This is a genomic window from Pseudomonas paraeruginosa PA7 (assembly GCF_000017205.1).
GTDB classification, from domain to species: domain Bacteria; phylum Pseudomonadota; class Gammaproteobacteria; order Pseudomonadales; family Pseudomonadaceae; genus Pseudomonas; species Pseudomonas paraeruginosa.
Genome location: NC_009656.1, coordinates 5,516,019 through 5,528,563 on the forward strand (window position 1 = coordinate 5,516,019; position 12,545 = coordinate 5,528,563).

Below are 12,545 nucleotides of genomic sequence, written 5' to 3' on the forward strand. Positions count from 1 at the left end.
GTAACCACCTATGGCTATGGTTATAGCGCGGCACGAGGCCGCGATCAGGAGCCATAAAACATGGAGTGCGGTCCATGTTAAGCATGGATTGCGCAGCTTGACGCAACATTTTTTCAAGCTGATAGTTCGTCTTGATACATACCAAATGGAGCAGAGCAAAAGTGCAGCAAGCAGAGGAACAGAAGCGCGGCAGGGGAAGGCGTCCGGCAAGCGAACTGGCAGAGAAGCGCGATCGCGAAATCGCCGCATTGGCAGCGGCAGTCGCGAAACAGCAGCAGCGGCTTGAAGAGCTGAAAGAGGCTCAGCGGAAGGCCCAGAAGGCCGCGCGGCGCACCTACCTGAATCAGCGCAAGTTCGCGGTCGGCGGTCTCGCCCAGATCGCCGGGTTGCTGGAGGCAGATGCGGGTTTCGTGCTTGGCGCAATGCTCGTTATTGCCGATCAGCGTGAGCGCGACGGGACATGGCCTAGCTCAGTGTTCCTTCAATACAAGGCGCGTGGCGATGCGGTACTAGCCGCACGTGCCGCCGCCCGCAAGGGCCGCAAGCAGACCGATGACGACGATGAAGATGACACCGAGGTCGAGGCCGTTGCCGCGCTCTCTCAGGAATCCCGCTATCAGGAAGGAACATCCTAAATGGCCGCCGCCATGCCTTTCTCACCGTGCGACGATGCCACGTCTTGCATAGATCACTCCGTTGATATGCTGCGGTCGATCTTCGGCCCGGTCATTGATGCGCTGGTAACTGGAGCAGACCCGGATACCGTCAGCGCCGCAAGCAACGTGATCGCGACGATGATGTCGTTTTTCAACTCCGGCATCCTGATCGTTGGCACGCTCATTGTCAGCTACGTCGCGGCAATGGGCACAATCAACACGGCCAACGATGGCGAGGCAATGGGGCGCAACTGGTCGTCGCTCTGGACGCCCGTGCGGATCGTGGCCGGGGGCGCGGTACTGCTCCCGACCACAAGCGGCTTTAGCTTCATCCAGCTCGTGGTGCTGATGTTCGCGCTGTGGGGCGTCGGGTTCGCCAATGGCACCTACAAGACGGGCATGGCGATTGGCGCCCTAAGCCCAGATGGTGTCGTTCAAGGCGTGAATGACCCCGGCTCGTTCTACGGGCTGCGCGACTTCGGAAAGCAGTACCTCGCCGCTTCCTATTGTGCCCGCGCCGCGAACCAGATTTATCCGGGAGCACAGGTCAGTGCGGCACCCAGCGCCGACAAGACCACCACGAATGGCGGGCGTACCGAATATCTCTTCCAGATCAAGGATCGGAACGCCACGACGAATTTGGGTGGTGGAGAACCGCTGTGCGGCACCGTCAGTATCAGCCAATACACCGCTCAGCCCGCAAAAGACGCAACCGGCATTGAGGCAGCTCTGGAGCAGCTCCGCGTGGCGGCGCAGAACTCCAAGATTCAGGCCGCGACCAAACTCATGACCGATCTGGAGGCATGGGTGAATACCTGGCCGGATGACATTTCGGGCGATTGGTCGAACGTGGATTCAGCCAAGTTTAACGAACTTGTGAATAGCGCGGAAACCCAAGTCGCGGCAGCCCTCATGGCTGCGCTTAGTGACACAACTGGCGTGAAATCCGGGTTCCAGTCGCTGGCCACTTCCCTGACCAGTGAGGGCTGGGCGATGAGTGGCGGCTGGTATCAGCGCGTGGGCGAGGTGCGGGGACGCATTGCTGCAATTACTTCCGAATCGGTTGGCTCCGTCAGCGCCCCATCGCTGTCCGCGCTGCCCGCCGATGCAGCGGCCAGCCGCCTCATCGGCAGCGTGACGACTGTCACCGAGGCGATCAGCAAGAAATCGGAGGCCAAGGGGAACTACAAGGCACCGACCAGCGGCCCCGGCGACCTCACCAGCGTCATCCCGAAGGACGCGCAGAGCGACATCAACATCGGCAGCATCAATGCCGACTTCGACGCCAAAGTCAGCCTCTGGATCAACTCCATGATGGAGTCGATGGTTGAGATGGCAACCGGCGCGAACAGCTCCGGCACCACGCCTCTCTGCGGCACCGCAGGCCAGATGGGCGGCTCTCTCAACCGGATGAAGTGCATCGGTGACTACCTAACAGTCGCCCGCGCCGGAATCGGTGCAGCAGACGTGGCGATCAAAACAGGAGCCACCGCGCTGCGCGTAGTCGCTGGCACGCTGTCCTCGGTCAAGGGTGTCGGCACCGGCCTCGATCTCGACAAGGTGGTAACGCCAATCTGGGATTGGGTGATCGAAGTGCCGGTCAAGCAGCTTGCCATGATGGCTACGTACATCGAGCCGATGGCCTTCTACTTCGGCGTCTTCCTGCCAAGCCTGCCCTACGTGATCTTCATGACGGTGGTGGTTGGCTGGATTCTCGCGGTGCTCCAGTCCCTGATTGCAGCGCCGCTCTGGGCAGTCATGCACATGACGCCTGACCGCACCTTTGTAGGAAGCCAGTCGCAGGGCTACCTACTGCTGCTGTCGTTGTTTGCCCGCCCGGCGCTGGCAGTGGTTGGTCTATTCGCTGCCATGCTCGTGTCCGACCCGATCATCGACTTCATCGCCAAAGGCTTCTTCGCGATGCGTGGGGCCGTCGTCACATCAACCGGTACTGTCGGTGCAATTGCCTCATTCCTGAGCTTTGCATGGTGGTTTATGGTCTTCGGCCTGACGCTCCTGCCGGTGCTCTACATGATCTTCGGCCTGCCGCAAATCCTGCCGGATCATGTGCTGCGTTGGATCGGTGCTGGCGTCAGTGACCTCGGCGAGACGCAAGCAGTCGGGCAGATGCGCAGCGGCATGGCACACGCCGCGTCCAGTGGTGCGCTGCCCAGTGGCGGCAACAGCCCATCCCGGCGAATCGGGGGTGACGGCGGATTGCTCCCCGGTGACGGCAATGGCGGCACACCACCCACTGGCAATGGCGGTGGCACTCGCGGCACTGCAACGCCTAAGCGGGCGTTGCTGAGTGCAGGCGACCAAGGCGTCGCTCCATCCGCTCCCGACTCATCCGCTCCGGCCCCTCAGCCCGACAGCCGTTCTGGTCGGCAAAAGGTCAGCGATGCCGCAGGCGTCGGACTGGGCCGAGCTGTTACCGGTGCAGCGGGAGCTACCGCCCGCAGCGCAGGCCGTGTTGCTGATGCAGCGATCTCGACTGGCAGCGCCGGAGTTGCCGCGTACCGAGACGCCAGCGAAAGCGGTGAGAGTCTTGGTCAGCGCATTCGGGCCGGGCTGGTTGGCTCCGGTGCAGCCGCCGTCACTGGCTTTGGCGGTGCAGCTTCCGCATCCGCCAATGATTACGCCGCATCAGGCCGCACAGCTCTTGCCGAAGGCAAGGCCGCCTACTCCGAGGGAGCCGACGCCCGCATTACGGCCTACAAGGAGTCGCTGCGCGGGAAGCCCGTTAGCACCGGCAGCGAAGTCGTTACCGACTCGGGCGGCATCGACCAGCTCTATGACAGCCGCTATTCCCCGCCACCGACCGATACCGATAACGGCGAAACCTCGCCGGACAAGGAGTGATGACTATGTACAAAACCGACGAGGCATTCACCGCCGAAAGCCATGGATTGGTCGTAGGTAAGGCTTACGGCCTCCGCCAAGGCTACGACGAGGGCTGGAATGCCGCTATCGCTCATGTGCAGCCTCAGTACGACGCCGCGCTCCGCGAGCAACGCGAGCTGGCCTATGCGCTAAACGCATTGTCGGTCATCGCCTATTCCGCGCTGGCTGCCCTGAAGGCAGCTCCAGAGCAGCATCGTCTCGCGGTCACTGACATCTACGCCAAAGAAGTGAATCGGTTGCTGAAGGCTGGCCAGAACGCCCCCGGCGCGATCCGTGCCGTGCCGCACACCGACCCCGCCTTGCTCGCTCGGGAACACGACATCGCCAACCTGGTGCGGCAATGGTTTGAGCAATCACTGGCTCTGGCGAAGCAGCAGCAACGCTCCAACGACAACTCCCCCAGCCCATGAAGGAGGGCCATATGGACACGATCGACACCACCGTTCCCGCCGCCGTGCTGGCCATTCTGCTGTCTGTCGCGGACACCGTGTTGGCCCAGCGCAAACGCCGCAAACACTCCCGGAGGGCTCGCGCATGAAGTTCATCAGTGGCGCGAAGCGCGCGGCCAAGTTCACCTTGGTGGACATGCCGCTATCAATCCTTGGCTGGCGTCAGCTCAAGGCGAACCACGGATTCATCAGCAATCTGTGGCACACCCTGCGCAATCCACGCTGTCCCGAATGTGGCTGCGGCGTCATGCACCTGCCTGCCGACGCTCAGCCCGATGACAACACGTTTTATGGCTGGGAGTGTTCCGCCAAGTGCGGTTTCGGCGTGTTCGCCCCGAACGACCAGATCGAGATTCGCCGCATCGTCGAGGCCCGCATAGCCGAGCGAGAAAAACAGCGCCTTGCCTTCCTCGACGCCCCCGAGCGGAACAAGCTCATCAGCAGCCACCTATGGAAGTCTCGCGCCTACTGGGCAGTCGTCTGGCTTGCGTTCCTGATGGTCGCTTGGCAACTCGCAATAGGCGCTCACGTGGTGGTGGTCTTGAGCGTGCTATCGGTCACCTTGGCGGCCTCCAGCAATGCGATCCGCTGGAGCTATCGAGCATGGCAGATGCGCACTGGCACGCTGTTTGTCCCCGGCGCATTCAGCCGCTATGTGCGCGACATGCTGTGGATTCGGAGGGTGCAGTAATGACCTCGATCCTGCGCACTGTCTTGCAACGCCTTGGCCGCGAGCGAATCACCGCGATCTGCTGCGTACTCGGCACCTGCCTCGCGCTCTGGGCGGAAAGGGACGCGCTGATTAACGGGCACCCTGCCGAGCAGCTCGGAACCATCGCCCTCGCCATCGTTGTCCCGATCCTGTACCTGACGCCGCTGGTCTGGCTCCTTTTCCGCTACCTCGTGAGACCCGCCGATGAAAACCAATAGCAGCTATCCCCTACTGCGCGTGTCCTTCCTGCGCGAGCACGATCAGGTCATCGCCGAGATGGTTGAGCTGTGGCTCGCACGGCAGGCCAAAAGACAGCCCAAACCCCAGCCAGCCGTCCGAATGCAGCGAACCACCAACAGCCTTCAGTAGCGAAGCGGAGATACAGTCATGTTCGTATTCCTACATCCCGAGGTCCTGAAACTGCTCTGTACTGAACAGGAGGATCGGCAGCGTTTCGTCCGGGCGATGCGCTCGTGCCCAGGTACTATTCTGCAAACGCTGCCATTCGAGCCAAGAAAGCGGAAGCCGGAGCCCCGTATCGTGCTGATCCCGTCACGGTGCAAGCGTGAGTACCGCCGAGAGGAGCTTGTCATCTGCTGCGATCGCTTCGACCTGTTCGAGAAGATGGATCTTCTGGCATACCTCTCGCTGCTTCAGATGCGCATAGAGCAAGAGGTAATGACAGCGCAGTAAGCTTATCCCTGCTGGGCTTTCACGATGGCGGCGGCTGCAATAGCCGCCGCTTCGTTGTCTGCGGCTTCTCGTGCCCACCATGCAGGCCGGGCAGCGGCACTCGACAGTGCTCCGACAGCCCATAGGGCAAGTTCCTGATCGCCCAAGTTCGCGGCTTGGGTGAATACAGCGCCAATCTGCCGCAGCTCGTCGGCAAGCGCCTGATACTCCGCTGCGTTCGGCATCACTCACCCTTGCCTTTCGCTTTAGTGCCCTTCGGAGCTACCCCAGCCGCCGCTAGACGCTCTTCGAGGCTGGCAAGCTGCTGCTGGACATCGCCAGCCTTGGCTAGCTGGGCTTGCAGGTCGATCACCTGCTGCTCGGCCTTAGCCAGGGCGGCACGGGCCTCGCGAAGCTCGACCTCCATACGCGTCGCATGCTCGGCACGCTCTTCCAGACGGCCAACCTTCAACTCCAGCGCCCGGTTCGCCTCTCGCAATGCGGCCAGCTCATCGGCACAAGCGGCATCCTGCGCTTCCAGCCGGGCGATTTCCTCGGTCGCCTCGCTCAGTTCGCCTTTCATCGCACCCACACGGACCTCGGCATCCTTGCGCACCGCCTCAGATTCCACTCGCGCTTGCTGGGCCACCTCGGCGTATATGGTACGCACGAGGTCAGCGCCGCGAGCGAGCAGGGCGTCCGGCACCTCCACGGCGGCCTCTTCGCCTTTCTCGCGCCGAGCCTCCCAGTAGGCCAGCATCGGCTTGAGCGTGGTGAACGATCCGCCGACGCGCTGCTGGATCAGCCGGAAGGTGGGCTTGCCGCCAGCGGCGACGATGGCATCAGCGGCGGCATCGACCGCCTGCTGCGTGACGACCTGCTGCATGGCTTCTTCCTTTCATCGTAACTTGTTACGTTATGATAACGTAACGACACAGTCAATCAAGGGCGCGACCGGGAGGAGAGGGGGCACCCCGCGAAGGTTTCTCCGCGCCGTTCCGGCGCTGCGCGTCCGCCCGTGGACAACCTGCCCGCCCACAGCACAAGGCTATGGACGGCCCGCCGTTGGCGGGTACGCAGGTCTGCCCACCGGCTACCTTGCCGGGCTACTCGTCATTTCAAAAATGACGGGGCTACTTGAAAAGCGGCTTTCCGGCTCCTCTCTGGGAGTGGATGGCGGGTCAAGAAAAATCACGGAGGGTCACGCGAAGCGGGAAACCGTTATTTTTCTTGATGCGACAGAAGCGACCCTAGCCTATCGGCAAGGGGGCAGGGACGAAGGGCGCAGCCCGCCCCCCTGCCCCCTGAGCCTCACGGCGGCGAGTGGCCCCCGGCAGGGCCGCCGGAGGCATCTGAAAACAGCGACAACCAAGTAGCCCCTGCATTTTTCAAAATGCGAGTAGCCAGCAAGGAAGGCGGTGGGTAACGGCTTGCCGTTACCCACGGTCTGACGCGCAGCGCCGAAGGCGCGAAGGCCTCTTTGGTTAAAGAAAGGTTAAAAAGATGGTTAGCGTCTTGTAGCTCATGGCAAATAAACAATATAAATCAATTGGTTGCGCGAGTTTATGACCCGTGAGTTGCGGGTCATCTGTCACGAAAACCCGGATCATCTGTCACGGTTTTCTGGGTCATCAGTCACCAGATTTGCCCCAAAACCCGGTTCCTCTGTCACCGATACGGGGTCATCTGTCACGGAAATGGCCGGTTTTACAGACCTCTCGATGTCGGCAGGTCAGGTTATCCACAAGCGGGCCTGCGAGGCAGGCAAAATCTCTTAGGATTCAGCCCCAAACCGTGACACTTGACCCATGAAATGCAAAACTGCCATGGGCCATCTGTCACGCCTCCCGGGTCATCTGTCACGCGAAAACAACCCTATCTGTGGATAAGTCGCGCATCGAGCGTGGACGGTGTTGCCAAAAAGCACAAAAGGGCGCGTGCGCGCCCTTTTGTACTATCGCTCGACAGGCTATCGACCTAGTCGTTTGCGCAGCGGATATGGTCATCGTTGGAGAGAAAGGCCAGCTTGGCGATCTTCACGGCCTGCACCTCCGCGCACGCCTTCTTGACCGTCCGCCGCCAGTCGGCAACGTCCTTGTTGTGCGAGCCGCACATGGCGCGGAACTTCGCCAATGCCAAGGGATAGGGATGCCTGTGGCTCTCGATGTAATCAGCCAAGCGACGGGCCACTGGCGACAGGCTGCGGTAGGTTTCCCATGAATGACTGGTGAAGGTGTTACCCGCGAACAGCACAATCAGGTTGGGGTCGATCCACGCACGGTAATGTGTCGGCTTGCCATCCGCGCCGTTGATCGCAGTGTAGTTCTGAATGAGCGAGATAGCGCCGCTCTTTCCGTAAGCCTTGGTGTTGAGAGCCAGCACTTCATTTGCTTTCAAGCGGCTGATGCATTCACGGGCCTTGTCGTAGTAGCGACCGTTCTTGTGCCATCCCACGTCGGCCACCAAGTCCTTGACCGAAAACTCGAACGGCTCGCCGAGCGTCACGCGCTGGGCGTAATTGAGGATTTGCAGCCACACGATTTCGTCATCTTCGGCGCGAAGCTCGATGCCGGTATAGAGGATTGAAACGTGATCGTTATAGTGGAACAGCTTTTCGTGCATGAGCGTCCGGCGCGGCATACTCTTGTTGCCCACCGTGAAGAGGGACGACCTTGCGTAGTCATTTGGAATGTGCCGCAGGTCTTCTCGGTCACCGATGGTGTCTGGAAAAAGTAGATCAAGCTGGAACTGCTCGGTCGGTTTAATTCCCTTGGTCTTGAGATAGGCTGATCGCTGCAACTTGTCGATGCGGCCAGTCCCAGCCATGTTGACGAGTTCGTTCCCGTCCAGGGCTGCGGCTTTGTCCAAGCTGCGCATTGGCTGCAATTCCCGAGCCGTAGTCTGCAAGGGAGCAGGGTTTAGGGGTAGACAGCCGTCGTGCTGGCAGCACGGGCAGCAGCGGCCTTCTGTCCGAGCCACGCATCAATCTCGTGCTCCAGCCATCCAACAACCCGCTTGTTGATCTGGATGGACGCAGGAAATGTCGGATCGTCGCGAGTGATCCGCCAGAGCGTTACGTCGTTGATGCCGCCGAGCTTTTCGCAGACGGCCTTGCGGCGTAAAATTTGCATTGTCCTGACCTCCTGCATATTTAAAGTCAATGCAGGAAGTTTCAGACGGCGACCCGGTAGCGGTCACGGATTCCCAAAAGGGAATTTTTGCAGCCAAAAATCCGTGCGAATCCGGGCGGTGCAGGTAGGCCAAAAGCCTGTCTGCGGTCAGGCAGCGTTTCGGAAAGTGTATATAGAAGTGACTACAAGATGACTAACCATACCAATGAATCCGCTTATGTAGCCACTTTTCGACACCACTTCCCGTTTAACGTCTACCCCGCCGCCCGTATAGAAGCCCTCTGAAGTCAAGCGCTCCAGAGGGCTTTTCTTTTTCCCTGCGCGACCTTCAGGGCTGCTTGGAAAGCAGGGCCTGGTCATGGATTCGTTCCAGCGCCTCCACGCGCCGCCGTTCGGCCTCGTTGCCGAAACTGCTCCGGCGCAAATCGTCCAGCTGGCGCTCACGATCCTCCTCGCTCAACCCGGGTGTCTTCAGCAATTCGTCGCGCTGCGCATACCAATCGCCCATGCGACGGTCCCAAGAGGCATTTTCCTGGTCCAACACTTCGAGCCGCGCGGTCGCCTCCGCGCCCAACAATCCCTGGCGGATCTGGTGCAACTCCTCCGCCGATCCGCCACGCTGTTTCCAGTCGTCCGTCAGCGTCTTCAGGTTCAGGTACTGATTCATCGCCTTGAGCGAGTCCTGGATGTCATCCGGCAACTGTCGCTCCAGTTCCGCCAGTTGCTGCGCCCGCGCCTGCGGCGAAAGCTCCTTGTTGCGCATGAGTTCCAACCGCGCCAGCGTATAGCGATCATAGGCGTCCTCATCGCCGTAGAAGGCCGCGATGACCTCGGCAGACAGATACTGCATTCGAAGTGTCCGCACCCGCTCCATCCGCTGGCGGAGGGCCCCCATGTCCAGCGCCCCCGCCTCCTGGACGCCCTCGCTCTGCTCGAACTGCGCCATACCGCTCATATAGGCGAGATAGGCCGCCAGGATCTGCTCGGCCTCGTCCCGCGCCGGCTCCTGCAGACGGCTGCGCAGTTCGGCGCGGATACGTGCGGCTAGCACCTCGACACGCTCCTCACCGATGGCCGCGAGAAAATAGTCGAAGCACAGTCGAAGCCCCTTGGTTATGCGGAGATGACCGTCGGCTCCAGTTTCGACCGGACAATTCACCTCGGTGCCCAGCAGCGAGGCCGGCAGGCTCCGGGGCGGCGCGGTGGCGGCGCGGGAAACGGCAGGGGCGGCTACCGCAGGCGCCGCGAGCCGCGGCGGCACCTCGGCGACCTTCTGCGGTTGCGCAGCCGGGGGGGCCTCTTGCAGCCACCACCCCAGTCCGGCGCCCGCCACGGCCAATACGCAGGAGCCAAGGATCATAAGCACGGTTCTTTTCATACGGACTCCGGTTCTGTCGCGGCAAGCGCCAGGGCCGGCAGGCCCCGGCTGCTTCTGAGCGATGCTCCTTCCTGGACCTGTCAGAACCCGGCCAGCTTCAAGCGGTTCGCTTGCTGGAGATAGACCGTCTTCGGATTGGTCTCGATCGGAGAGACGATACCCAGCAAATGGTTGACGCTATCGAAGTGGTTCATCATGTAATCGTCGCGAATCACCATGCCGAGGTGGTTGGAGCATTTCGGCACCACGCCGTCATTGGGCTGCCCCAAGATCAGCAGGCTGGCGCTTTTCATCCACCAGTCCGAAGGGTCCAGGACACTGGTGAGATGCTTCGCTCCCCCCCAGGAGTAGTAGCGAACCCCATTGGCTTCGGCCGGACCGGCGCCGCAGGCGGTCGCCGGTATCCCGCCAGGGAAGCGCTGGTTGAAGGCCAGGGCGCCACCGCTGGTCAGGTCGCGCATGGCGCCCAGCGAGTTCTGCGCGCTGCCCGAACCGTCGCCGAGCGCGTCGATCATCCAGGTGATGGCGTTCACCGCACCGGCAATGACGTCCGCCCCAAAAGGCCCTACTACCGAGGCGATGCCCTGGACCACGTCCGCCACCGGAGTGCCTTTGTGCGGCGTACTGACGGAAGTCACCGAGGCCACGAGTTCTGGCGCCACCCCGGCCACATAGCGGATGGTCATCCCTCCCTGGCTATGGCCGATCAGGTTGACCTTGTCCGAGCCTGTGATGGCCCGAATCTCCTTGACCTGAGCCAGCAATTGCTCACCCCGGGAGTCGTTGCTCTGCGCCGGTGCCTGGGCGGTGACGAAGACCGTCGCGCCATTCTCCCGGAGTTCATTGGGTATGCCGTACCAATACTCTATCGGGCCGATGTTGCTGAACCCGAAAAGGCCATGCGCGAAGACGATGGGGTATTTGGTCTTGGCATAATCGGAGTAGGCGTGAGCAGGGGCTGCACCCACTGCGGCAGCAACCAGCACCATGGGAGCTATCAGTTTCTTCATAAGGACCTCGTTTTATGCTTGTTCTTTCGGTCGCCGGGTAGCAAGGAGCCCTGAGGCATCCTCTTGGCAGTCTTGGCAATTCGGCCCGTAGGCCACACAAGCATTACGGAGGCGCCATGGCGGGGAAAATGAGGAAAACGGACATTGATACTGTCGGTCTGGGACATGTCCCTGTTGCGTCATCCGCCCGGGAGCGACATTGCGCGGCCTTCACGGCCAGGCTACAAATGGAGAAACAACGAAACGCTCACCAGTCCCCAGACACCAGCATGAAGCACTTCACACCGAGTCCGGCTGCCCACAATGCCATGGCCGAAGGGAGCAAGACCGAGGGTTTCTTCCTTGCCAGCATCCTTCTGGACGCGTTGGAGACGCTGCGTGCCCGCGACATCGACGCCGAAGCCATCGGCCAGGCACTCGGCCTGAATCTGCACAGCCTGCTGGCCGATCCCAATGCCTGGCTGCCCACCCAACTGCTGGAAACCATCCTGCGCAAGGCCCTGTCGCTCTACCCCGACCCGCTCATGGGTCTGCATGCCTCCCAGTCCGAGCGCGACTCCGCCTTCGGCGTACTGGGCTATCTGGGACAGACCTGCGCCACCCTGCAGGAGGTCTTCACCACCAAGGCCCGCTATGAACGTCTGGTGAGCAACATCGGCACCACCACACTGCGCCAGGAGCCAGGCGTCGTCCTCTGCTGCTGGAGCTGCAATACCTGCGACCCGCTGTTCGCCAGGCACGCCACCGAGTTTCTGCTGGGCCAGTGGCTGCGGCATATCCGATCGATCCGGGAGCAGAAGCGGGACCTGCTGCTACGCGTGCATTTCCGTCATGCGGCTCCCGACGACCCGACACTCCTCGACGAGTACCAGGCTATTTTCGGTTGCCCGGTGCTGTTCGAACAGCCGGAGTCGGCACTGGTGGTCCCGGCTCCGGTCATGAACCTGCGCCTGCGCACTCCCGATCCAGGTCTGCAAGCCACCCTGGAGCGTCACGCCCATCTGCTGCTGAACGAACGCCACGGCACGCCCTCGCTACTCGACCAGATCCGCTCGCGCATGCGAGTACTACTGATGGAAGGCAGCGTCTCCCGCGACCATCTCGCGGAAGAACTCGGCATAAGCAGCCGCCATCTACACCGGCAATTGCAGAAGGCCGGCAGCAGCTACCGGGAATTGGTCGACGATATCCGCATCGAGCTGGCCAAAACTCTCCTGCACGACAACGGCCTGACCGTAGAAACCATCAGCCGACGCCTCAACTTCAGAGAAGGTCCCTCCTTCAACCGCTGGTTTCGCGAGATGACCCAGCAGACGCCCGGTGAGTACCGGCGGCAACTGCGGTCTGCGGAAACCGCCGCTCCCCGCAGCCGCCCCTAGGCAGCAAGGAGGCAACGGCAGCCCGGCAGCCCGGCAGCCAGCGACCGGGGCCGAACCTTCCGTCTAAACGTTTGAAAGAACAGAAAATTATCTATGGCCAGGGCTTGACAGTCCCGACCGGGATACGGAAAATGCGCGCCACTCGGCTACATAGCTCAGTCGGTTAGAGCGCAGCATTCATAATGCTGATGTCCCAGGTTCAAGTCCCGGTGTAGCCACCATATTTTTCAAGGGGTTAGCGCAAGCTAACCCCT

At 61.4% G+C, this 12,545-nt stretch carries 12 protein-coding genes and 1 tRNA gene; 8 read left to right on the plus strand and 5 right to left on the minus strand.

The window, feature by feature from the left end; all coding sequences use genetic code 11:
• Positions 1-161: 161 nt before the first annotated feature.
• From traD to PSPA7_RS25545, 6 genes are all read left to right on the plus strand, one after another.
• Positions 162-635 carry a conjugal transfer protein TraD gene (gene traD, locus PSPA7_RS25520; RefSeq protein ID WP_012077411.1) on the plus strand — a complete coding sequence of 158 codons (474 nt, stop codon included), beginning with the start codon at positions 162-164 and terminating at the stop codon, positions 633-635.
• Positions 636-3,518 (plus strand): DotA/TraY family protein, encoded by a 2,883-nt coding sequence (locus PSPA7_RS25525; protein ID WP_012077412.1) that lies wholly within the window; start codon positions 636-638, stop codon positions 3,516-3,518.
• A 5-nt stretch (positions 3,519-3,523) separates the two neighbouring features.
• Positions 3,524-3,970, plus strand: coding sequence for a hypothetical protein (locus tag PSPA7_RS25530; protein WP_012077413.1), 447 nt, complete (start codon positions 3,524-3,526; stop codon positions 3,968-3,970).
• A gap of 124 nt (positions 3,971-4,094) precedes the next feature.
• Positions 4,095-4,700 (plus strand): hypothetical protein, encoded by a 606-nt coding sequence (locus PSPA7_RS25535; RefSeq protein WP_012077414.1) that lies wholly within the window; start codon positions 4,095-4,097, stop codon positions 4,698-4,700.
• Positions 4,700-4,939: a hypothetical protein gene (locus PSPA7_RS25540; protein ID WP_012077415.1), complete on the plus strand. Its 240-nt coding sequence runs from the start codon at positions 4,700-4,702 to the stop codon at positions 4,937-4,939. Before PSPA7_RS25535 ends, PSPA7_RS25540 begins: the two co-directional genes overlap by 1 nt.
• Before the next feature lie 169 nt (positions 4,940-5,108).
• Entirely contained in the window at positions 5,109-5,414 is a 306-nt protein-coding gene (locus tag PSPA7_RS25545; RefSeq protein WP_033976165.1) for a hypothetical protein, read from the plus strand.
• A 223-nt stretch (positions 5,415-5,637) separates the two neighbouring features.
• Here PSPA7_RS25545 and PSPA7_RS25555 read toward each other — a convergent pair whose 3' ends face one another.
• The 5 genes from PSPA7_RS25555 to PSPA7_RS25575 form a co-directional block, all read right to left on the minus strand.
• Positions 5,638-6,279: a DNA-binding protein gene (locus PSPA7_RS25555; protein ID WP_012077417.1), complete on the minus strand. Its 642-nt coding sequence runs from the start codon at positions 6,277-6,279 to the stop codon at positions 5,638-5,640.
• A 1,091-nt stretch (positions 6,280-7,370) separates the two neighbouring features.
• Entirely contained in the window at positions 7,371-8,270 is a 900-nt protein-coding gene (gene trfA / locus PSPA7_RS25560; protein ID WP_012077418.1) for a plasmid replication initiator TrfA, read from the minus strand.
• A 41-nt stretch (positions 8,271-8,311) separates the two neighbouring features.
• Entirely contained in the window at positions 8,312-8,524 is a 213-nt protein-coding gene (locus PSPA7_RS25565; protein WP_012077419.1) for a helix-turn-helix transcriptional regulator, read from the minus strand.
• Between the two features lie 328 nt (positions 8,525-8,852).
• Positions 8,853-9,902, minus strand: coding sequence for a lipase secretion chaperone (locus PSPA7_RS25570; RefSeq protein ID WP_079262210.1), 1,050 nt, complete (start codon positions 9,900-9,902; stop codon positions 8,853-8,855).
• Positions 9,903-9,982: 80 nt separating this feature from the next.
• Entirely contained in the window at positions 9,983-10,912 is a 930-nt protein-coding gene (locus PSPA7_RS25575; RefSeq protein WP_012077421.1) for a lipase family alpha/beta hydrolase, read from the minus strand.
• A gap of 269 nt (positions 10,913-11,181) precedes the next feature.
• On the opposite strand from PSPA7_RS25575, the gene PSPA7_RS25580 reads away from it, so the two are divergent.
• Both PSPA7_RS25580 and PSPA7_RS25585 read left to right on the plus strand, forming a co-directional pair.
• Complete coding sequence (locus PSPA7_RS25580; protein ID WP_171941866.1) at positions 11,182-12,291, plus strand: AraC family transcriptional regulator; 1,110 nt, start codon at positions 11,182-11,184, stop codon at positions 12,289-12,291.
• Positions 12,292-12,435: 144 nt separating this feature from the next.
• Positions 12,436-12,512, plus strand: a tRNA-Met gene (locus tag PSPA7_RS25585).
• The last annotated feature ends 33 nt before the right edge of the window (positions 12,513-12,545 follow it).

Excerpts from the sequence above, each read along its gene's own strand:
- PSPA7_RS25575 (WP_012077421.1), bottom strand. The coding sequence starts at position 10,912 with ATGAAGAAACTGATAGCTCCCATGGTGCTGGTTGCTGCCGCAGTGGGT.
- PSPA7_RS25535 (WP_012077414.1), top strand. The coding sequence starts at position 4,095 with ATGAAGTTCATCAGTGGCGCGAAGCGCGCGGCCAAGTTCACCTTGGTG.
- PSPA7_RS25580 (WP_171941866.1), top strand. The coding sequence starts at position 11,182 with ATGAAGCACTTCACACCGAGTCCGGCTGCCCACAATGCCATGGCCGAA.
- PSPA7_RS25545 (WP_033976165.1), top strand. The coding sequence starts at position 5,109 with ATGTTCGTATTCCTACATCCCGAGGTCCTGAAACTGCTCTGTACTGAA.
- PSPA7_RS25570 (WP_079262210.1), bottom strand. The coding sequence starts at position 9,902 with ATGAAAAGAACCGTGCTTATGATCCTTGGCTCCTGCGTATTGGCCGTG.
- trfA (WP_012077418.1), bottom strand. The coding sequence starts at position 8,270 with ATGCGCAGCTTGGACAAAGCCGCAGCCCTGGACGGGAACGAACTCGTC.
- PSPA7_RS25530 (WP_012077413.1), top strand. The coding sequence starts at position 3,524 with ATGTACAAAACCGACGAGGCATTCACCGCCGAAAGCCATGGATTGGTC.
- PSPA7_RS25565 (WP_012077419.1), bottom strand. The coding sequence starts at position 8,524 with ATGCAAATTTTACGCCGCAAGGCCGTCTGCGAAAAGCTCGGCGGCATC.
- PSPA7_RS25555 (WP_012077417.1), bottom strand. The coding sequence starts at position 6,279 with ATGCAGCAGGTCGTCACGCAGCAGGCGGTCGATGCCGCCGCTGATGCC.
- PSPA7_RS25540 (WP_012077415.1), top strand. The coding sequence starts at position 4,700 with ATGACCTCGATCCTGCGCACTGTCTTGCAACGCCTTGGCCGCGAGCGA.
- PSPA7_RS25525 (WP_012077412.1), top strand. The coding sequence starts at position 636 with ATGGCCGCCGCCATGCCTTTCTCACCGTGCGACGATGCCACGTCTTGC.